A 20730-nucleotide genomic window follows, 5' to 3' on the forward strand; every position below is an offset into this window, starting at 1 on the left:
TCACTCCCCATTCGATCCAAGGGTGTAGCGATGTGCTTGTGCTCTGCCTTCCAATTTCATGAGTAACGGGCCGAGCGTGGGCGTAATCGGCGTAGCCATCTGTGTTTCGAGACGCTTAAGCTGGCGTCGGCCACGCTGCAATGCAGCCAGCGCGTGGCGGGTCGCCCTTTGGACTCTAAGTTCCGGACTGTCGCTCAATCTGCCACGATGATGGTGCCATGCATGAAAAGGATGGAGCGATTTCACCTTGGTGTCCAAATCAGCCATTGGCTCCGCCAGATCGTCCAGGTCGTCGATGATCTGATAGGCCAGACCAACCGCCTCTGCGAACCGCTTTATAGAGTCCAGAACCGACAACTCAGCCTTCGCCGCTATCGCACCTGTCATCAGCGGAAGCTGGATCAGTGGCACAGTTTTGGCTTGCGCAGCTTCTATATAAGCCTTGAACCGGGGCTGAACGCCGGGTTCTACCGGTGCAATCTCAATGCTTTGCCCGACAATAACCCGACCGGTCATCGCCGCCAAATATTGTGTCAAAAGACGGGATTGCTGGGCATCGTCCAAACCAGCGGACACAGCAAAAGCCGTACAAAGAAGTAAATCGCCGGCGCACAAAGCGACACCTCTGCCGTGTCGTTTCCATACTGTCGGCTGCCCTCTTCGGAGGTGATCGCCGTCGAGGAGGTCATCGTGGACTAAAGACGCGTTGTGGATGAGTTCGCAGCATGCCGCTGCAACAACCGCGTATTCTTGGGAACATTCAAAACTTCTGCAACTGGCCAGCGCCAGACGGGCTCGCAACAAACTCCCCCTGGTACTGATCTGGTATTGGCTGGCGTTGTTTGCTGGCCCTTCCATTACACCTTGCAAAGCGTCGAGCATCAATGCCCTAACCTGCTCCAACGCTTGCGTATGATCGGCCTTGTCGGCTGATTGGACCGCCACAACGTTAGCACTGGCGTTTTTTTTCAAAGGTGACTCGGCGCCTAAGACGGAAACAGTCATTGTTATTCTCCCTACCCGGGGATGAGTACTGAAAGCCGCTTATTGAGCCCGCTCAATCTTAAAGGGAAAAGGCGGAACCGGCACAGACCTGGTCCGTGCCGGTTTGATCACAATGGCTGGCAATCAGCAGTCAAGTTCCGACTGATCTTACGACTGCGTTAAGGCGCCTTTTTTCACCGGGGTTTTCTGCTCTGCTTGCGCGGCTGTTTCTGCTGGTACTTTCACATGTTCACGCTCATCTGCCTTACCCTTGCGCACTGCAATCGTAAAGATCAACAGCCCGAACACGGCTTTCGCAACAATGTCAGCAATGGTGTAGCCGGTTTCAACAGCAACAATCGCTGAACCGCCGGTTACGCCAAGCAGTGGTAGCAAATAGACGATTGGGTAAAATGCCCAGGAAGCCACCACCAGAATAGATGCTGTGCTTATCAGGCCTTTCACTTCGTCCGGCTGCTGTGAAATAGATTCTTTAAGACCGATTACCAGCTCACGCACGATGTACAGGAACGGGATCATCGACAGAATCCAGAAAAGTGCCCGGGTTCCGACTTCACTCGCAACTTCGCCAGGATAGCCAAGAACAATCATTAGCGCGGCTGCACCACCAAGCTTGACAGACCGGCTCACGGTCTCGCTATTGCTGAGCTTCATCACCAAAATCAGCTCAACCAGCAGCAAAGGCACTGTTAACAGCCAATCTACATAGCGGTACGCTCGGTTAAAGCCTTCACCCGAAGCCAATACGTCACCCGTAGTCACCGATGCAGCCCCGTGCCAAGAGAGCATGATTTGGAGGTAATGATAGGCTGCAATAGCCGTCACCAAACCGCTGATTGTGATGGCCATTCGATAGGCCGGCGCAACAGACGACTTCATCAACCACAAAAACAATGTGGCCGATGCCATGACGGCAAAACCGAAAGAAAAAACATTGCTTATAAAACCATATTGACCAACTGATAAACTTTCGAGCTCTAACATGTCCTTAACCCTCTCACTTGTTGTATTAAGAAGTCAGCCATCGGCATGTTTTTAAAGCTTTTTTACCCGACTGCCAACCTTGGGGACAAGATAAAAAAAACCTTACAATTGGTACTTACGTTTAACCGATTTTTTAGATCAGGCTCATACCGCTATTCATGAATAATTTTCCGTAAAAATGACAGGCAAGCTAGAAAATTGCGTTTTCGCTGCAGGCTGGTGTCTGCGCCAAAGCCGCTTTTCTTCCTTGTGACGGCACCGCAACGTGGTGCAGGATTACCACATACGTTAATGATACGACATGTAGAAAAAGGCTCAGGAAAGTTTAGTTCATGAGTGGGCAATGGCTGCCCACTCATAGACTGGCAACCAATAAAAAAGCCTGCCCGAGCGCAAACTCGGACAGGCTCTTCAGACGCTTTCGCTAGCGAATGACAGCGCTCAGGAAGCGCTCAATGTTGCCCGTGCTTCTCTAACCGCAGTCGAAAGTTCCCGCGTCAGTGACAAAACATCATCGCGGCCCTGCGCTTCGGTATCTGCATTGGCTATGCACTCCACCAAAGCCGAGCCCACCACTACGGCATCCGCAAAACGCGCAATACGTTCAGCTTGGGGGGCAGTGCGAATGCCAAAGCCCACGGCCACTGGCAAGTTTGTATGCTCGCGAATCCGCGCCAGTTCTTTTTCCACTTTTTCAGCAGTAGGTGCGGCAGAACCCGTAACACCGGTGCTGGAGACGTAATACAAAAAACCAGAGGTATTTGCCAACACACTTGGCAGCCGGGCCGCATCAGTGGTGGGCGTTGCCAGGCGAATAAAGTGGATACCGGCTTCGCGGGCCGGCACGCACAGTTCGTTGTCATGCTCTGGTGGCAAGTCCACCACGATCATGCCGTCTACACCAGATGCTGCGGCGTCGTGTAGAAACCGATCTACTCCGTAGCAGTAAATCGGGTTGTAATAGCCCATCAGTACAATCGGCGTGTCCTGATTATGCTCACGAAATTCACGCACCATCTGCAGGGTTTTGATGGTGTTGTGACCACCGGCCAAAGCCCGCTGGCTCGCAAGCTGAATGGGCACGCCATCGGCCATAGGGTCGGTGAACGGCATCCCCAGCTCGATGATATCGGCACCGGCTTCAGGCAACCCTTTTAGAATCTCCGCGCTGTGCTGGTAGTCCGGATAGCCTGCGGTTACAAACGTAACCAGGGCAGCACGATCTTGCTCGCGCAAGGCTTCAAAACAACGATCAATACGACTTGCGCTCATATCAGGCTTCCCTTTTAACGTCTTTTCCAGCGTCTTTATCAGCGTTTTCAGCACTGGCGTCCATGGCGGCAAGGACGGTAGACATGTCTTTATCACCGCGGCCGCTCAGGTTAATAACAATCAAATGATCCTGCGGCAATGTCGGGGCCACTTTCATCACATAGGCAATAGCATGGGCTGTTTCCAGCGCCGGAATAATACCTTCAATACGGCACAGAGTGTGGAAGGCTTCCAAAGCTTCGTCATCGGTAATGGCGGCGTAGCTGACCCGGCCAATATCATTTAACCAGGCGTGTTCAGGGCCAATGCCCGGGTAATCCAGGCCCGCCGAAATCGAATGGGCATCCTGAATCTGCCCGTCAGCGGATTGCAGCAAGAAGGTACGGTTGCCGTGCAATACGCCAGGAGTGCCGCCTTTCAGGCTGGCCGCGTGGCGCTTGTCCAGGCCTTCACCGGCAGCTTCAACACCCACCATAGCGACGCTCTCATCATCCAGAAATGGATGAAACAGGCCCATGGCGTTTGAGCCGCCACCCACACAGGCTACCAGCGTGTCAGGCAGGCGCCCTTCGCGCTCAAGAATCTGCTCGCGGGTTTCTTCACCAATAATCGATTGGAAATCACGCACCATGGCCGGATAGGGATGCGGGCCTGCGACTGTGCCGATGATATAAAAAGTATCGGCCACGTTGGTCACCCAGTCACGCAGGGCTTCATTCATGGCATCTTTCAAGGTGCCTGCACCGCTGGTGACCGGGATTACTTTTGCACCCAGCAATCGCATGCGCTGCACGTTGGGCTGCTGACGGTGAATGTCGACGCTGCCCATGTACACCACGCACTCCATACCAAAGCGCGCAGCTACCGTGGCGGTTGCCACACCGTGCATGCCCGCCCCGGTTTCCGCAATGATGCGGGTTTTACCCATGCGTTTGGCCAGCAAAATCTGGCCCAGGCAATTATTGATCTTGTGAGCGCCGGTGTGCAGAAGATCTTCACGCTTAAGGTAAACCTTGGCCCCGCCGAGCTGTTCGGTTAAGCGCTCAGCCAAATACAACGGGCTCTTGCGGCCGACAAAGTCACGGCGCAGCGCATCCATCTCATCAATAAAGTCTTTTGAGTTGCGTGCAGTTGTGTATTCTTTTTGCAGTTCAAGAATGAGCGGCATCAGGGTCTCGGCCACAAAACGGCCACCAAAATGACCAAAAAAGCCGTTGATATCCGGGCCCTGTCGAAGCGTGGTTGCTGTGCTCATGCGATTGACTCCATTGCGCTGATTCGATTTCTGTTCGATTTCTAATTGATATCCAGTGTAAAGCAGGACAGCACAGAGGAAAATCGATAAAATCGCACCAACCTGTGAGAAAAAGTAACCGATTTATGGAACATGCCAACCTACCTTTACCGTCGCTGAATGCGCTGCGCGCCTTTAATGCTGCAGCACGCTTGCTCAGCATGAGCCGCGCCGCTGAAACCCTAAGCGTGACTCACGGCGCCATCAGCCGGCAAATCGGCCAGCTTGAACAACAACTCGGCATAGCGTTATTCGAACGCCAGGGCCGCGGCATTGCTTTGACCGCCGCAGGCCATCAGCTGTTCGCCACCACGGATTCGGTTTTCTCACAGTTGGAACAGGTTTGCGATCGCCTGCGGCGAGAGGCCCGTGATGCGCCCCTGGTGTTGAGCTGCTCGGGTAGCTTTCTGGCGCGCTGGTTTATTCCGCGCCTGGGCCGGTTACGCCAGGACTGCCCCGGCCTGGACATTCACCTGACCACCACCGACGAAGAGCTGCACCTGCCCGCGGGGGTAGACGCTGCTCTGGGCTTCACCTCGGCGCCGGCGCCCTCAGGCCAAAACCTGATTGTTCTGGGTCCTGAACGAATTGGACCGGTGATGGCCCCCGGGCTGGCCCCTGCCAACCCAGACATGCCGGCGAGCGCACTGCTGGAGTTGCCGCTACTGGAAACCCTGTCACGGCCGCAAGCCTGGCCACAATGGTGTAAGCATCAGCAATTAGATACGCAGAGTTTGCCGATACGGCAATCATTCGAACATTTAAATTACATGCTAGAGGCCGCATTGGTAGGGCTGGGCGTGGCAATAGCGCCGCAATATCTGGTGGAAGAAGACCTTCGCAGCGGGCGACTGCTGGCGCCCTGGGGTTTTATAGAGACCCGCGACACCCTGTGCCTGCGGCTTCCCGGTGATACGGTGTCGCCGCGGGCCCAGCGCCTGGCCGATTGGCTGGCCAAGGCGCTGGCACAGTGACTCTAATCCGGGAGTTGAACCTAACTCCGTCGCGTTAGCGCACGGACATCCGCTTTAACGCATAGGTACCAGCGTTAGTTCAACGCGACGGTTCTGTTCACGGCCGGATTCGGTGTCGTTAGACGTCACCGGGGAACGTTCTCCGTAACCCACCGCGCGGGTACGCTTGGACTCAATACCCTGATTTAACAGAAAGTCACGAACAGAAGACGCGCGGCTCTCACTCAACAACTGGTTATAGCTATCGGCGCCTTGGCTGTCGGTGTGCCCTTCTATTTGAATAATAGTTTGGTCAAATTCTTTCAGTACTAAGGCAACAGAATCCAGAGTTCCGGCAAACTGCGAGCGGATACTAGTCTGGTTGAGGTTAAAAGTAATGTTGCCAGGCATCACCAGCGAGATCTGGTCGCCATTACGCACCACGCGCACGCCGGTACCTTCAAGCTGCTGGCGCAGTTGCACTTCCTGGCGATCCATATACACACCAATACCGCCACCTAAAGCACCGCCAGCTGCAGCGCCAATCAGCGCACCTTTGCCGCGATCGCTTTTGCTGGAGGTAGCCACACCAATTACAGCACCGCCAAGTGCGCCAATCACGCTACCCTTGGTGGCGTTCGATGTTTTCTGTTCGCCGGTGTATGGGTCGTATGTCATACAGCCGCCAAGCGTCAGGCTGGCCAGTGTTACCGCAAGTATGGTTTTTTTCACAACACTTTCCTTCTTTCCGTGGGTCTGCGACAGCGTGTTCACACGTCTGTCGTGAATGTATCGATAATCGTGTTAAACACCGTTGCCTGCAAATCGTGGGCCTCGTTGACCAAATGGTGCCTGCCCCGTGGCAACTTGACTTCATGAACCCGCGCAAACTTGTTACGAATAATCCGCAAATTATGGGGCCAATCTACGGTCAGGTCTTTTTCACCCTGGACTACGGTTATATCGAACTCAACCGGGCGCGCAGACTCAATATGAGGCACCCACTGACGCAATGCCGAAACCCAGTCAACGTGAACAGCGCGGGCCTGCAACGGGTCGGCGTTACGTAGAAATTTCAAAAACTCCGAGTTGCCGCTGTTGGCACTGAATACCCGCCGCCAACGGCTGACAAACGGCTTAAGCACCGTGTGCAACACGCGGGCTTTAACCCAGCCGGCGGGGCGTATCAGCGGCGCCAGTAAAACCACTTTGCGAAACTCTGATGTGGCCCGGGTATGATGATTCGACAGCAGATAGTCAATCAGTATGGCGCCGCCCGTGCTCTGCCCCACGGCATACCAAGGCCCGCGAATTTTGTGTCGCACCTTTGCCGTTACATCGCTAAGCACCAGCTGGTACTCCAGAAAGCTGCCTATAGCCGCCGGAGTGCCACTGGAAAGCCCGTGGCCCGGCTGGTCATACGCCAGCACGTCAAAGCCTTCCCCCAAGCAACGATCTATCAGCTGGGTGTAAAGCCCGACATGGTCGAAATAACCGTGCATTACAAAAACCGTTCCGCGGCAATGTGTTGCGGCTGCACTGCGGTAATAGTGCACCATGACCTGATGCTTGCCGGAGTTCACATAGCCTTGGTGGTATTCCACCTGCGAATGCTCTACCCAAAGGTCCAGCCCATAAAAATGACAGTAAGCCATCATTTCACGGCTCAGTTCTCGCTTGTTTTCTGGCTCGAACGCTTCCAGCCTGTCCAGCAACGAGTTACGGTCCCAGTCGGGTATTTTTATAGTATCTGTTTTCCAGTACACGAGGGGCTAAACACCTGTGGTGAGTAAGAAACATTCGTTGAGGGCGTCATGTTCTGCGCCTTTAAGCTCACGAAACCCTACTGGTCGGAGAGCCAGTCGTCCAGCGCAAGCTGGCCATTGCACAGGGCCTCTTTACGGTTTTTGGGCCAGCGTTTGATTTTCCACTCTAACTGCATGGCTTGAGCGCGGCCACCAACACAGCTCTGGAACGCCAGAACCAGCGGGCCCTTGCCGCGAAGGCTGCGAGCACCTTTGACGCTGCCCTGATGTTCTGAAAAACGCCGCTCCACATCCGTAGACACCCCGGTGTATAAGGCGCCAGCGGCGGTTCGCACCAGGTAAACCGACCACTCAACCGCCACCGCTCACGACTCCTGCGGCGGCATCCTGTTTCTGTGAGGCTTTTTTCTGCTGCAACCACAAGCCGGCCATAATCAGTACCAGCCCAACATAAGTAGACGGCAAAATCCGCTCGCCCAAAATAAACCAGATAAACACCAGCGACAAAAACGGCGATATGAAAATAAGGTTGCTGACTTTCGCCGTGTTTTCGGCTTTTTTCATGGCGTAGGACCAAAGCACGAACGCAATGCCCATTTCAAACACGCCAACATAACCGGCCGCCAGCAAGGAACCCGTCAGCGGAAAGTGCAGACTGTCGGTGGCTATGGCCGCTGCAACAATCACTGGCAAACCAAATAGAAAATTCAGGAACAAGCCCACCACTGGGTCGCGGGTATCGCGGGTGGCAATAATCCAATAGCTCGCCCATACCAACGTACTGCCAACGGCAAAAGCCACTCCCACCGGGTCCGAAAAGCTCAGGTCGGTTACCGCGCCACGGGTGGCAATCACAAATACGCCGGCGTAGCACACCAGCCCGGCCGCAATGTCGCGCCCGCGCAAACGTTGGCCCAGAAAGGGAACAGACAGGTAAGCCAACACCAGCGCCCAGGTGTAATTGATGGGCTGGGCTTCCTGGGCCGGCAGGCGGTCAAAGGCGCCAAACAGGAGGAAATAGTACAGGCACGGGTTAATAAGGCCCATCATAAATGACTGCGCATACTGCCCGCTGCGCAACTGGAACACCAAGCGCCAGCGGCCCTGAAGCCCCAGAATTGTGCCCATCACCAGGATAGAGGCCACACAGGCAATTAACAGCAGCTGCAGCGGAGATAGATCCGCCAGTGCCAACTTGAACGCGGTGGCCACGGTGGACCACAGTAATACCGTGGTAAGGCCGTACATCATGGCCTGTTTTTGATTGGTCATAGTTTAAACTCTCACCGCGGCTTTGACGCCGGACTATGGGCAACGCAGTATACCCATCCTTACCGTCCTTATACAGGTCGGTAATTTGCTAACAATATTGCCTTATGCCAGCCTAACAACTGATTTTTCGCCATCATCGGAGACTATCGCCATGAACAAACGGATTCTAAGCGTTCTTACCACCACAACGCTCGTTAGCCTGCTCAGCGCTGCCGGCGCCATGGCTCAGCAGACACCGGCGATTGAGAAGATTACGGAAAGTTTCAGCAAGCCTGCAGCGGCCGGAACACACACAGCGTTTTACAACGATGCACAGCTACACAAGTTCGTGAATGCACAACAACAGATTAGCGATTTAGAAAACGATTACAAAGATCGCATTGACAGCGCCGAGTCTGAGGCTGACGCAAAAAAACTGGGCGAAGAAGTGAATGTGCGAATGGCAAAAATTATTGAAAGTCAGAATCTGGATGTTGAAACTTATAACGCCATCGCATTCGCGTACAACAGCGAACCGAGCATTCGCAACCGAGTTGACGCCTTGATGCCCTGATGTCGTCGCCCCCGAATGAGCCGTCTGGGTCAGTTTCCAGTCACCGGCGCAGATACAAAACCGATACCCTCGGTGGCCATAACCTGCGCGCCAGTAGCGGTTAGTTCACTGATAAATCGAAACTGGGCGCTTGGCTTTATCGGAGATGCTTTAAGCCTGTAAACCATACCCCACGGTTCGTTAGATACTACCACCAGAACTGGCTTCCAGGTTTTGGTGAGCGGGTGGGTGAATGCAACAGTGCGCAGCAACGTCATCACTCTCGCCATGTCATGGTGGGGTTGCAGGTGAAACTCGGCAACACACATAAGATGATCAGTGCCGTCATTGCCGTTGGCAATCAACGAATCCCACAGTTTGCTATGAGGTACCACAATCACCGTGTCGTCTGGCGTTAACAATTCGGCAGCGCGGGTGCCAATCGCACGCACTTCGCCGTATTGGCCGTCAATTTCTATCCAGTCGCCAGGCCGGTACGGCATTTCGTAAAGGGTAACAATGCCGGCAATCAGGCTATTGGCGTAGTCTTTGAATGCAAAACCCAGCGCCAGCGCCAAGGCGCCAAAAATAGCCACCATATTCTCTAAAGTCGGCTTCACCAGAATCGGCACCACCAGAATGACAGTAGCGACGATAATCACTAATCGCAGCAGCGGCACCGATGCCAATAAGTACAGTCGAGGTTTACCGCCGAGTTTGGCGGCTATACGGGGGAAAACATTCTGCACTGCCCAGCTCAGCAGTGACGCGCTCACAATCAGAATTAACGCCTACCACAACGCTTCGGACGTTATGCTGTCCAGAGCATGTTTTAAACCGAGCCCTTCTTTCATCGATCGCTCTCCCCGTGTTCGTCGGTATAATCAGAAACGATCAATGGGAAATCCCCACGTCTGCAAATGCCGGCGGACGCTTGGATACCCAAGCGGAGTGACTCGCCATGACGCATCTGCGGCCATTTCCTGATAGGCCAACGACTTCTGTTCCGGCCAACTCAGCTCAAAAACTGCGTCTGGGCACGGCGCCACATAGACAAAGCGATGCCCGGAATTCCGCGGGAATCTGCCGCCAGATTACGTAAGAACTCGCTGTATTTACGATTTTCCCCCGGCTTTTCATCGGTTTCCTCTGGTTCCAACGGCAGCACGTATAAGCCATCCGTCGTCATTCGCACGATCGGTACGTCATCGCGGCTGTGACACGCCAGTTGCTGCAACTAGGCACCTAAACGCTCGGTCGTCATGGGAGCCGGCATCCAAGGTGCAAACTGGGCATCTGGGTAGTAGCTGGTCCAAAACTGCCAGCACCAACTATTGCAACCAATAATCCCCTCGCCGGCACTGTTTTGTGCCACTCGCCGCAACAGCTCTTGCACCAGTGCAAGGCCACTGCGGTGGCGACGCCAGAAAGCGGCCAGCTCGCTGATTACCCAAGGTTTATCCAACGGTTGCTGCTGCCACCACTCCCGCGCCGCTTCTTCGCTCATGAGGAGGTTGTCGGGCGGCAGAATTAATTGATAAGCGTGTGCCTTTGAAACACTCTTGTGTCCTGATTCGGTACGGGCAGCATCAGATTATCGTTCCCAATGCTGTCATTATCGGCGCTGTCGCTACTTTTTTGCTCTAGTGTGTGCTTTGTCACTCGCTCTCCAATGCGCTAATCGTCTGCAAAGGCCTCACAATCCATAGCATAGTCCTAAAACAAAGCATTACGACGTTATTCGGGAACCAGCCACTCCGTCTGTTGACACAGGCCCAGCCTTGCAGCCGGCTCTAGGTCGCTTATCATCGCCGACAGACGTTCATCCATGCCCCACGGCGGGTTGATGACCAGCATTCCCGAACCGACCATGCCGCGCTCAGGCGGCGTATGCAGTCGCACTTCGCTGCGTAGGATTTTGCGAACCGGGCCAGCCCTGAAACTGTCTAGCAAAGTCTTTTCAAGGCCAGTGGTCAGAATGGGATACCACACCAAAAACACCCCGTGACGGCATTTTTGCCACGCGCGGCGGAGTGTTTCGGCTACGGCGTTATAGTCGGTTTTTACTTCGTAAGACGGGTCAATCAACACCAATAAGCGCGGCTGACGGGGTGGAAGTACTCTCAACAAGCCCGTCATACCGTCTTGATGGGTTACTTTTAATCGTTTGCCAGAAGCCCACTGGCTCAAACTGTTCGTTTCTGACGGGTGCAGTTCGAACACTCCCAAATTGTCCTGCCCACGCAGAAAATGTGCGAACCACGCAGGAGATCCGGGATATTGACGCAGGTTCACACCCGAATTAAGTTCGCGCAAATACGACCGAAATAGCGGCCAATCGGCTGACTTCAGAGTGTCCAGCTGGGGCCAGAGTTTGCGGATACCCGCGTCAGCTTCGGCTGTTTTGCGAGCGCGCTCACTATCAAGATCGTAAAGCGCACTGCCCGCGTGGGTATCAATACAGGCAATGCCCGATGCTTTTGCTTGCATCATATTAAGCGTCAGCACAAGCGCAGCGTGCTTGTGCACATCGGCGAAATTGCCAGCGTGAAAGGCGTGGAGATAACTCAGCATAAATAGCTCCCGTTTAATGGAAGCCATTAAGCCCGAGGGCGGCCAACGTGTGCAAGCGCATCACCGGTGAATACAATTCAACACGGCCACACGGGTCTGTAAGAAGACATCAGCAGCCATTGTGCTTATTGATTATTGCCGGTTTACCGGCGCTCGGTACTGCGTTTTGAACCCGCAGATTTAACCGCTTCTGACGCGGCAAAGGAACCCTTTTTAATTTCTTGCCAGGCCGTAAAAATGCTGGCGGACGTTCCTGCAAGCTGGATAACTGAGCTGCTCATGATCCGATTCTCCGCGGTGTTTGATTGACACGGCGCGCACCAGAGTCTTATCAGGCGCTTGCTTGACGTCAATGTAACAGCCTTGATAGTGATTGCAAATCATTCTCATTGTTATTTTTGATCGAGATCAATTACAGTTTGCGCATTCGCATTGCGGTACTTCATAATGCAAACGCTAACCGGTATCATTACAAACAACTATTTTTGGAGTTTATTATGCCCTTTCCATTCCGCCCAGGGACGTTGGCGATTGCCGTTTCTGCTTTGCTTGTGGTCGGCTTCAACGCCAACGGTGCCGTTGCAAAAAACCAGCCTGCTGATCAGACTGTTAGCCGCAGCGCAGTGGTTGCTCATTATGCAGACGTTGCCCACGCCACCTTTGAAGATGCGTTAATCACCTCACGCGCGTTAAACGCGGCGGTTGACCGTCTGATTGCGGACCCGACCGACGCCAGCCTGAATGCCGCTAAAAAAGCTTGGTACGCAGCACGCGTTCCTTACCAGCAAAGCGAAGTTTTCCGCTTTGGTAACACTCTGGTAGACGACTGGGAAGGCCAAGTAAATGCTTGGCCGCTGGACGAAGGCATGATCGACTACGTCAAATCCGATGGTTACCAGTACGAGCTGGGCAACGCTGGCGCAACCGCTAATATTATCGCCAGCACCAGTATTAACGTGGGTGGCGAACAGCTGGACGTAAGCACGCTGACGGCTGAATTGCTGGCCGACCTGAACGAAATCGGCGGTTCCGAAGCCAACGTTGCGTCTGGCTATCACGCCATTGAGTTTCTGCTGTGGGGCCAGGATTTGAACGGCTTCGACGCAGGTAATGGCGAACGGCCAGTCAGCGACTATCAGCAAGGTAAAGATTGCACCAATGGCAACTGCGACCGCCGTGGCCAATACCTGGACGCCGTGACCGACCTCTTGGTTGAAGACTTAGAATGGATGACCGCACAGTGGGCCCAAGGCTCCGCCGATAACTATCGCGCTCAGCTGACGGCTGCCGATGCCGGGGAAGGCGTTCAAAAGATGTTGTTTGGAATGGGGTCGCTGTCGTTGGGCGAACTGGCCGGCCAGCGCATGAAGGTCGCATTAGAGGCCAACTCCTTTGAGGACGAACACGACTGTTTCAGTGATAACACTCACAACTCTAACTATTACAACGGCCAGGGCATTCAAAATGTTTACACAGGAAGTTACCGCAGAATAGACAATTCCGTGGTCACCGGCCCGTCCTTGGCTGATCTGGTTGAGCAAACCAATCCCCAGCTAAACGCCGAACTGAATAAACAGCTGGACGAAACCATGCAGGCGCTGACCATTATGAAAGCCAAAGCCGAATCGTCAGAGGCCCCTATGGCGTTCGATATGATGATTGCACCCAGTAACGATGAAGGCGCGAAAATTGTTAACGACGCTATCATGGCATTGGTTGTTCAAACCGGTTCTATTGAAGAGGCTGCCCGCGAACTGGGAATCCAAACCCTCTCGCCGGACGACGCCGGCCAAGCATTCTGAGGCAAAATGAAAACACTTTTCTTAACCGGAGCACTGGCTTTTGCCAGTGCCTCCCTGTTCGCCAATGCAGCAACCAGTGCCGACGGTTCCAGCGAACACGCCGGATACGCCCTGCAAACTAACCCGATGACGGGTGGCGATGGCACCGTAAACCAATCTGATAACAATGCGTTTTCCCTGCCGCAGGGCAACCTGTCGATGACCAAACGGCTCGACTTCAGCGTTGGTAATAGTTTTTTCCGCAACCCTTGGGTAGAAGCGCCTGCCAGCACCCAGGCCCGCGACGGCCTTGGGCCGCTGCTCAATACCAATACTTGCCAGGGCTGCCACGTGAAAGACGGGCGCGGCCACCCACCGGCGGTTGATACGCCGTCAGTTTCTTTGTTTCTTCGCCTTGCTGTACCTCATGACCCTGTCGAAGACGCCGATATTTTACGCACCAACGGGTTCAAACCCCACCCGGTCTACGGAGCACAGTTGCAGACATCTGCCCTGCCCGGCGCCAAGCCAGAAGCCGACATGATTTTAAGCTGGACCAGTCGCGTTGACGTGCTTGCTGACGGTACCGGGGTAGACTTACGCGAGCCCGTGTACACGATAGAAAATCCGAACTACGGACCTCTGGGAGATGACCTGTTGATGTCACCGCGGGTGGCACCACCGATGATTGGCATGGGGCTGCTGGAAGCCATTCCCTCCGAAACGGTGGCAGCCCTGGCCGACCCCAATGATGCCAACAATGACGGCATCAGCGGTAAGGTTAACCAGGTGTGGGACATCGCCAGCGGCCAGACCGTTTCCGGGCGCTTTGGCTGGAAAGCTGCAGAGCCCGATGTGCACCAGCAAAGCATGGGCGCCTTCGCCGGTGACATGGGCCTTACCTCATCCCTGAAAACCGCCACCGACTGCACGCCAAGCCAGAACTGCGGCGACTGGGCCAATGGCGGCGAACCGGAGGTGACGGATAAAATTGCCGATTTTGTGACCTTTTACTCTAAAAGCCTGGCGATTCCTGCCCGCCGCGATATGGATAGCGCCATCGTTCAGCAAGGCGCCATGCTGTTTAATGAAACCGGCTGTGCTGCCTGCCATACACCCACACACGTGACCGGTGTTGATCCGCAACGCCCTGACCTGAGCAACCAGACCATCTGGCCTTACAGCGATCTGCTGCTGCACGACATGGGACCAGCGCTGGCCGACGGTCGCGACGAGTTTTTGGCCAACGGCAATGAATGGCGTACGGCTCCTCTTTGGGGCATTGGCATGGCTCAGCAGGTAAACCCTCTAGCCGGATTTTTACACGATGGCAGGGCTCGTACGCTGGAAGAAGCGATTCTTTGGCACGGTGGCGAAGCCCAACCCGCCAGCGACCGTTATCGTCAGATGGACGCACAGCAGCGCCAGGCGCTGGTTGAATTTCTAAACTCACTGTAAGGACGTTTTATGCTGCGATTTACCCGCTATTTCCGCGCCACCGCACTTGTCCTGTTGATGCCAACGCTGGCACTGCCAGGCCTTGCAATGGCTGCTTCTGCGGAATCCGGAACCGCTGTTGAACAGCAGACACGCGTAGACTGGCATCAGGATATCGGCCGCGGCTATCAAGCTTTGGCAAGCGATAGTAAAACCCTGCTGCAGCAGGCAGAGGCTTATTGCCAGCAGCCCTCAACGGAAGGTCGCAACACCGTTGAAAATGCTTGGAAACAGGCGTTTGGAGCCTGGCAGCAGGTGCGGTTTGTGGACTTCGGGCCCATTGAAACCAATAACCGCGCCTGGCAGTTCCAGTTCTGGCCGGACCCGAAAAACCTGATCGCCCGCAAAGCTGATCTGCTGCTGAAAGATGACGCAACCGTCAGTGCCGAAACCGTTGGCCAGGCCGGTGTGGCGGTTCAGGGCTTCCCCATGCTGGAATACCTGCTGTTTGACACCCGCTTCAATACTGGTGATCACGCTCTACCAACCAAGACAAGCTGTCAGCTTCTGACTCAAGTGGCATCTCATGTTGTCGATAACAGCCAGCAGTTGGTCTCAGATTGGAGCGAGTTTGAACCCCGTTATCTGGCGACCGGCAATTACACCCACGCCACCATTCGCGCCGCCATGACCGCACTGGAAGTGGCCGAAGAACGCCGGCTGGCAACCCCCATGGGTTTGCGCGGTAATGGCAAACGCTCCGTTTACGCCGCCGACGCGTGGCGCAGTGGCAGCAGTCTGGCGAGCATTGGTGCCAGCGTTGACGGCTTGCAAAAATTCTTCCTGCCCGGTCTGGAAAAGCTGTTAACCGCCCAAGGCAATAGCGATCTGGCGGAGCGCATCCACAAACAGTTTGGCGAAGTACAGGAGCACTTCCCGGCTATGGACCTTGCGTTGGAGCCATTGCTAGAAGACGATAACGCCTACCGCAGCCTTCAGGGCCTGTATGTTGACCTCTCGCAGCTGGCCACGCTGGTCAACGGCGAAGCCGCCGCCAGTCTTGGGGTGATTCGCGGCTTTAATTCCAGTGATGGTGACTGAGCCATTATGAGCTTAAATCGCAGACATTTCCTCGCGTCATTGGGTGGCGCCATTGGCGCAACCGGCCTGAGCTTAACAGGTTGTTCGCTGTTGCCGGCAAAAGCCAACTCGCTGAAAAAACGCGAATACGTGGGCGCCAGCAAGCGTAACGATGGGCGCTATGCCGTACAAAGCCTGAACAGCGATGGCACACAACGCTGGCAAACCCTTGTTGAAGCCCGCTGCCACGGTGGCTGCTTCCGCCCGAACAGTGCACAGGTACTGATTTTCGAGCGCCGGCCCGGCTGGTGGTTTCACGTGTTTGACAGCCGCAGCGGCGAGCGCCTGGCGCACATAAAAGCCAATGACGGCGAGCATTTTTACGGCCATGGCGTGTTCTCAACCGATGGTCGCTATTTATACGCAACGGCCAGTCGCTATCAGCACGGAGACGGCATTATTGCGGTGTATGACGCCCAAGCCAGCTATGCGCGTGTCAACACGCTCGATCTGAAGGGTATAGGCCCCCACGAACTGCGCCTGCACCCTGATAGTCAAACCCTGGTTATCGCTCTAGGTGGCATAAAAACCCACCCGGATTACGACCGCATCAAGATGAATCTCGAGTCCATGGCGCCCGCGCTGATGATGATGGACCGCACCAGCGGCGAGATTCGAGCGCGCTTCAGCCCGTCACAACATCAACTCAGCTGTCGCCATCTGGACGTAACGCCACAAGGCCACATTTATGCGGGCTATCAGTACCAGGGACCGAATGATCACACACCGTCCTTGATCGCCAGGTACCGCAATGGCCGCTTCGACGAAGTCGAGTTTACCGACGATGTCCAACCGCAATTAGCAAACTACATTTCCAGCGTGTCTGCGCACCCGCAAAGCGACCTGGTGGCAGTCACCGCGCCCCGCGGCGGCCGCGCTCTGATATTTGAGGGCGCAACAGGGCGAATACTTCGCAACGAAGCGATAACGGATGGCGCAGGAGTGGAGGCCCTGGACGGCGGCGATTTTTTGGTGACCACCGGCCACGGCAAGCTGATTCGCATGGGCATAAACGCCCCGGCATTGGAATTGGCCACCCTGCCCCTGCATTGGGACAACCATCTGGTTTAGCCCATCCGTAGCGACTGGTATGCTGGGCATTCACTTTTCACAGGGAATGCCGGTGTGCCAACGTCCAAAACACGTCTAGACCGACTCTATGGCCTGATCGCCAACGAGGAAGACACACGGGTCTGTAAAGACATTCCTGATTCAGCCTGCCGCGAAGTACCGCGTAACTTTTTCCTGATTCTGGCCGCTAACGTGCTCACCAAACTGGGCGATTTGCTGATCAGTCCAAAAACGGTGCTGGCCTGGTTGATGAGCGCGGTTGGCGCACCGGCCTTAGTGGCCTGGTTGGTACCCATTCGTGAATCCGGCTCCATGGTTCCACAAATGGTGATAGCCGCCTGGGTGCGGCGTAAACCGGTACGCAAATGGTTCTGGACACTGGGCAGCCTGGGCCAGGCCCTGAGTGTGGCCGCCATGGCCGCCAGCGTGTGGTTTCTGGACGGCTACAGCGCCGGCTACGGCCTGATTGCCGCGCTTATCCTGTTCTCGCTCTCCCGTGGTTTCTGCTCGGTGTCGATGAAGGACGTTCAGGGCAAATGCATTCCAAAAACCCGTCGTGGCCGCTTGTCTGGCCTGGCTTCCACCATCGGCGGCACAGCCACCGTTGCCCTTACCGCTCTGTTGTTCTGGGATCGGGGCGACCCAGGCATGGCCTTTTATAGCTTGCTGTTGTTGCTGGCTGCCAGCCTGTGGCTCATAGCCGGAGCGCTATTTGCCGGCGTTGACGAGTACCCCGGTGAAACCGGCGGTGGCGGCAACGCCATTAACGATGCCATTTCCAGCCTGTCGCTACTAAAAACCGACAAGCCGTTCCGTCATTTTGTGATTACCCGTGCCTTGTTGCTGTGTTCTGCCCTTGCCTCGCCGTATTTCGTGGTCTTGGCTCAACAACAAAACGAATCCGGCTGGGCATTGGGAGTTTTCCTGATGGCCAGCAGCCTGGCAAGTTCATTGAGCGCCAGTTTCTGGGGTTGGGCCGCCGATACGTCTAGCCGTAAAGTCATCATTCACGGCGCGCTGATGGCCAGCATTGTGTGCCTGAGTGTTGCGGGCACTGCTCTGGTTATGGGGAACTCAGTGGGCGGTGTGTGGTTCTATCCAGGCGCTTTTTTTGTGCTCAGCATCGCCCACGCCGGCGTAAGGCTTGGCCGAAAAACCTATCTGGTGGATATGGCGGGGGGCAACAAACGCACGGACTACACCGCTGTCAGCAATACCGTTATCGGTGTTTTACTGCTGGCAACCGGGGCCCTGACGGCGCTAATCTCAACCTTTTCGAATATTGCGGTTATTCTGGTGCTGGGGCTCATGGGCCTGGCCGGTGCGTTCAGCGCCATGGGCCTGAGTGAAGTGACCGGCGACGATAACCCCTGAGCGGCGAGCGCCGGTCGCGCTAGCCATTTCAACGGCTTTGCTAATGCTTTGAACTGCTTTGAGGGTGGTAACCAATACGGAACCCACCCCAATGTTTGCCGTCGATGTAAATGGGCACTGACAGGTCGTGCATAATTTCACCGGTGTCGCGGCGATACGTTTGCAGCAGCATTTCCTGGGTATGGCTGCCGCAGCGAATGCCCGTGCGATCATTGAACAACCGCTTACTGCGGCTACGCGCCAAATCGGTGGCGGCATTGCCGGTAGAAGCGTGGGCGAACTCGCGATTGTGAGTAGGCACGTAGCCATCCGGCGCCGTGGTAATCGCGTACACAATCTGCGCGTTGGCGCCCTTTATCGCCTCCTGAATAACAGGCAGGGCCTGATCCGTGAAGCGGTCATATTCGCAGGTGTATTTCGGTGGGCTGGTATTGTCCACAGGCTGGCGATTGCGATCGAACAGGGCTGCGGCGCTGAGTTTATTGTCACGTAAAGCTTGTGCAAAAACATTGGCAACTTGCGCCGCACCAACGCTGGCGTGCTGGAAAAATGGGTGGTGGTAACTGGTGTCGCTGTTTAACGCAAATACCGCGTTCGTGGTTTCAGCAATTTCCATAAGGCGGGTGGCCTGCTGTGCCAACGAAGCCACATTGACATCGCTCTCGGTGATGTCATCGCGCACCGTTTCAATCACTGTGAATATCTGCTGCAGATTGTGTTCGTTATCCCGATCAATACTGGCAATCTGCGAGACCTGTTGCTGGAGCTGGTCAGACTGCTCGCGAATACCGTCCAGTTGCGTGCCCACCAATTCCACCGACACCACACCCTGCTCGATACTGACCGTTAAAGCTTCTATACCGGTGACAATCTGGGCAGTGTCCTCGCGAATTTCTCCCAGTGTGGTGGCAACATCGGCCGTGGCCTCTGCAGTGCGACGTGCCAGCTGTCTTACCTCGTCGGCAACAACGGCAAACCCTCGCCCCTGATCGCCAGCCCGAGCCGCTTCAATGGCCGCGTTCAAAGCCAACAGATTGGTTTGCTCAGCAATGCCCTGAATCGTGCTAGTGACCCCCTGAATACGATTAGACTTTTCGTTAAGCTGCTGAATACGTAATAAGTTATCATCAGACTGACGATGCACATTTCGGATACGCGCAATCACCTGAACCAGCGCCTGGCGGCCTTCTTGGCTGGCGGAACTGGCCTGCTGTGCAAGGGCAGCGGCATCATTGGCCTGCAAAGTCGATGCCTGGGTGGCGCCAGTTATTTCGCCGGCGAATTCGGCAAGCCTGGCGGTTTCCTTCACCTGGCGGTCCAGCCGCAGTTTGAGCTGATCGGCAGCGTAAGATACTTCTGCGGCAGAGATGGCGTTGGTATTGGCACTGTGGCGAAGATTTTCCAGCAGTGCGCGGCCGGCTTTAGCATCGCTGAGCAGCTGCGCGCACAAACTTGCAAACGGGTGTCCCGGCGCTAACTGGCCCTGGCTGAGATGAATAAGACTGCGCTCTGCCGGCGCGAGAACCCGCCAGGCAATAAAAAAACCGGCCACCCCCAGACCAACCGCCAAACCGGTCAACACGGAAACCAGGTCAATCGCGGTAACGGCCGCAACCAAAGCGCCACCGGCCAGCGTAGCTAGCACCATTACCAAGCCCCAGCCTTTCGTTGCCTTGTCTACAAACAACATCTGATTACCCCGTTTTATCATTGTTCGTTGTCGGGCGCAGCGCGCAGCGCGCAATCCGCAATCTGTCACCAAAGTCGCCCACAGCTTACCGAAAAAGACACCGCCAGGCCTTGCTACTTTGGTAAAGAACGCTTGCGGTTACTTATTTTACGACTGCAATGGGTATTTCTGAAGTGCGTGATCTGGCCAAATATGCAACACAAAAAAACCGGAGCAATGGCTCCGGTTTTTTGATCTGTGCCGATGCTTACTGAGTAGCGTCGTCCATAGCGCCTTCCGCAGCGTCGCCGGCCTCTTCTGCGGCCTCACCGACTTCTTCACCAGCATCTCCGGCGGCGTCTTTAGTTTTGTCCGAAGCGCTATCGTTCTGCCCGGTAACGTCTTCATAGCTTTCCTCAACGGCATCGCCGGCATCATCAGCCATGTTGCTGATGTTGTCGCCAGCCTTGTCCAAATCTACCATCTCGTCATCATCGGAACTGCAGCCCGCCAAGCCCAGAGTCATCACCAATGCCAATGCGCTAATTGTAAATTTTTTCATAAAAAAACCTCCATTGATCGTCATTGAAACCAGCGCCAAGATTA

The 20730-nt window shown here is 55.1% G+C and carries 22 protein-coding genes; 7 read left to right on the forward strand and 15 right to left on the reverse strand.

All coding sequences use genetic code 11. The features are described from left to right. From MIH19_RS15160 to trpB, 4 genes are all read right to left on the reverse strand, one after another. Positions 1-1005, reverse strand: coding sequence for a polyprenyl synthetase family protein (locus MIH19_RS15160; protein WP_249005660.1), 1005 nt, complete (start codon positions 1003-1005; stop codon positions 1-3). 147 nt (positions 1006-1152) lie between these two features. Next, entirely contained in the window at positions 1153-1914 is a 762-nt protein-coding gene (locus MIH19_RS15165) for a bacteriorhodopsin-like (RefSeq protein WP_249005661.1), read from the reverse strand. A gap of 516 nt (positions 1915-2430) precedes the next feature. Continuing rightward, positions 2431-3261, reverse strand: a complete 831-nt coding sequence (trpA, locus tag MIH19_RS15170) for a tryptophan synthase subunit alpha (RefSeq protein WP_249005662.1) — start codon at positions 3259-3261, stop codon at positions 2431-2433. Position 3262: 1 nt separating this feature from the next. Then, on the reverse strand, positions 3263-4516 hold the full coding sequence (trpB, locus tag MIH19_RS15175) for a tryptophan synthase subunit beta (RefSeq protein WP_249005663.1): 1254 nt from the start codon (positions 4514-4516) through the stop codon (positions 3263-3265). A 125-nt stretch (positions 4517-4641) separates the two neighbouring features. Here trpB and MIH19_RS15180 point away from each other — a divergent pair, with 125 nt between their 5' ends. Continuing rightward, on the forward strand, positions 4642-5529 hold the full coding sequence (locus MIH19_RS15180) for a LysR family transcriptional regulator (protein WP_249005664.1): 888 nt from the start codon (positions 4642-4644) through the stop codon (positions 5527-5529). A gap of 54 nt (positions 5530-5583) precedes the next feature. Here MIH19_RS15180 and MIH19_RS15185 read toward each other — a convergent pair whose 3' ends face one another. From MIH19_RS15185 to MIH19_RS15200, 4 genes are all read right to left on the reverse strand, one after another. Further along, a complete protein-coding gene (locus MIH19_RS15185; protein WP_249005665.1) occupies positions 5584-6240 on the reverse strand; it encodes an OmpA family protein in 657 nt (218 codons plus the stop codon). Positions 6241-6278: 38 nt separating this feature from the next. Continuing rightward, positions 6279-7274 carry an alpha/beta hydrolase gene (locus MIH19_RS15190; RefSeq protein ID WP_249005666.1) on the reverse strand — a complete coding sequence of 332 codons (996 nt, stop codon included), beginning with the start codon at positions 7272-7274 and terminating at the stop codon, positions 6279-6281. A 77-nt stretch (positions 7275-7351) separates the two neighbouring features. Further along, entirely contained in the window at positions 7352-7636 is a 285-nt protein-coding gene (locus tag MIH19_RS15195; protein WP_249005667.1) for a GIY-YIG nuclease family protein, read from the reverse strand. Continuing rightward, on the reverse strand, positions 7626-8546 hold the full coding sequence (locus MIH19_RS15200) for a DMT family transporter (protein WP_249005668.1): 921 nt from the start codon (positions 8544-8546) through the stop codon (positions 7626-7628). Before MIH19_RS15200 ends, MIH19_RS15195 begins: the two co-directional genes overlap by 11 nt. 151 nt (positions 8547-8697) lie before the next feature. Between MIH19_RS15200 and MIH19_RS15205 the strand changes: the two genes are divergently transcribed. Then, on the forward strand, positions 8698-9099 hold the full coding sequence (locus MIH19_RS15205; RefSeq protein WP_249005669.1) for a DUF4168 domain-containing protein: 402 nt from the start codon (positions 8698-8700) through the stop codon (positions 9097-9099). Between the two features lie 29 nt (positions 9100-9128). On the opposite strand, the gene MIH19_RS15210 is transcribed toward MIH19_RS15205, so the two are convergent. The 5 genes from MIH19_RS15210 to MIH19_RS15230 all read right to left on the reverse strand — a co-directional run bounded on the left by MIH19_RS15210 (position 9129) and on the right by MIH19_RS15230 (position 11933). Beyond that, the gene (locus MIH19_RS15210; protein WP_249005670.1) at positions 9129-9854 is read right to left on the reverse strand and encodes a mechanosensitive ion channel domain-containing protein; all 726 of its coding nucleotides are present in this window, start codon (positions 9852-9854) and stop codon (positions 9129-9131) included. Between the two features lie 239 nt (positions 9855-10093). Continuing rightward, entirely contained in the window at positions 10094-10315 is a 222-nt protein-coding gene (locus tag MIH19_RS15215) for a hypothetical protein (RefSeq protein ID WP_249005671.1), read from the reverse strand. Next, positions 10316-10585, reverse strand: coding sequence for a hypothetical protein (locus MIH19_RS15220; protein ID WP_249005672.1), 270 nt, complete (start codon positions 10583-10585; stop codon positions 10316-10318). A 230-nt stretch (positions 10586-10815) separates the two neighbouring features. After that, positions 10816-11652: a 23S rRNA (adenine(2030)-N(6))-methyltransferase RlmJ gene (gene rlmJ / locus MIH19_RS15225; RefSeq protein WP_249005673.1), complete on the reverse strand. Its 837-nt coding sequence runs from the start codon at positions 11650-11652 to the stop codon at positions 10816-10818. 143 nt (positions 11653-11795) lie between these two features. Further along, positions 11796-11933, reverse strand: a complete 138-nt coding sequence (locus tag MIH19_RS15230; protein ID WP_249018600.1) for a hypothetical protein — start codon at positions 11931-11933, stop codon at positions 11796-11798. 216 nt (positions 11934-12149) lie between these two features. Between MIH19_RS15230 and MIH19_RS15235 the strand changes: the two genes are divergently transcribed. Genes MIH19_RS15235 through MIH19_RS15255 form a run of 5 tightly spaced genes read left to right on the forward strand, consistent with a single transcriptional unit; the run spans position 12150 to position 18455 of the window. Next, complete coding sequence (locus MIH19_RS15235) at positions 12150-13454, forward strand: imelysin family protein (RefSeq protein WP_249005674.1); 1305 nt, start codon at positions 12150-12152, stop codon at positions 13452-13454. A gap of 6 nt (positions 13455-13460) precedes the next feature. Further along, a complete protein-coding gene (locus MIH19_RS15240) occupies positions 13461-14891 on the forward strand; it encodes a di-heme oxidoredictase family protein (RefSeq protein WP_249005675.1) in 1431 nt (476 codons plus the stop codon). A gap of 9 nt (positions 14892-14900) precedes the next feature. Beyond that, on the forward strand, positions 14901-15971 hold the full coding sequence (locus MIH19_RS15245) for an imelysin family protein (protein ID WP_249005676.1): 1071 nt from the start codon (positions 14901-14903) through the stop codon (positions 15969-15971). A gap of 6 nt (positions 15972-15977) precedes the next feature. Beyond that, complete coding sequence (locus MIH19_RS15250; protein ID WP_249005677.1) at positions 15978-17081, forward strand: DUF1513 domain-containing protein; 1104 nt, start codon at positions 15978-15980, stop codon at positions 17079-17081. Between the two features lie 54 nt (positions 17082-17135). Beyond that, positions 17136-18455, forward strand: a complete 1320-nt coding sequence (locus MIH19_RS15255; RefSeq protein ID WP_249005678.1) for an MFS transporter — start codon at positions 17136-17138, stop codon at positions 18453-18455. Between the two features lie 40 nt (positions 18456-18495). Here the strand turns inward: MIH19_RS15255 and MIH19_RS15260 are convergent, their stop codons facing one another. Beyond that, positions 18496-20145, reverse strand: coding sequence for a methyl-accepting chemotaxis protein (locus tag MIH19_RS15260; protein ID WP_283164060.1), 1650 nt, complete (start codon positions 20143-20145; stop codon positions 18496-18498). 247 nt (positions 20146-20392) lie between these two features. Then, positions 20393-20686, reverse strand: a complete 294-nt coding sequence (locus MIH19_RS15265) for a hypothetical protein (protein WP_249005679.1) — start codon at positions 20684-20686, stop codon at positions 20393-20395. Between the last annotated feature and the right edge of the window lie 44 nt (positions 20687-20730).

It is taken from the genome of Marinobacter sp. M1C, assembly GCF_023314135.1.
Classification (GTDB): Bacteria; Pseudomonadota; Gammaproteobacteria; order Pseudomonadales; family Oleiphilaceae; genus Marinobacter.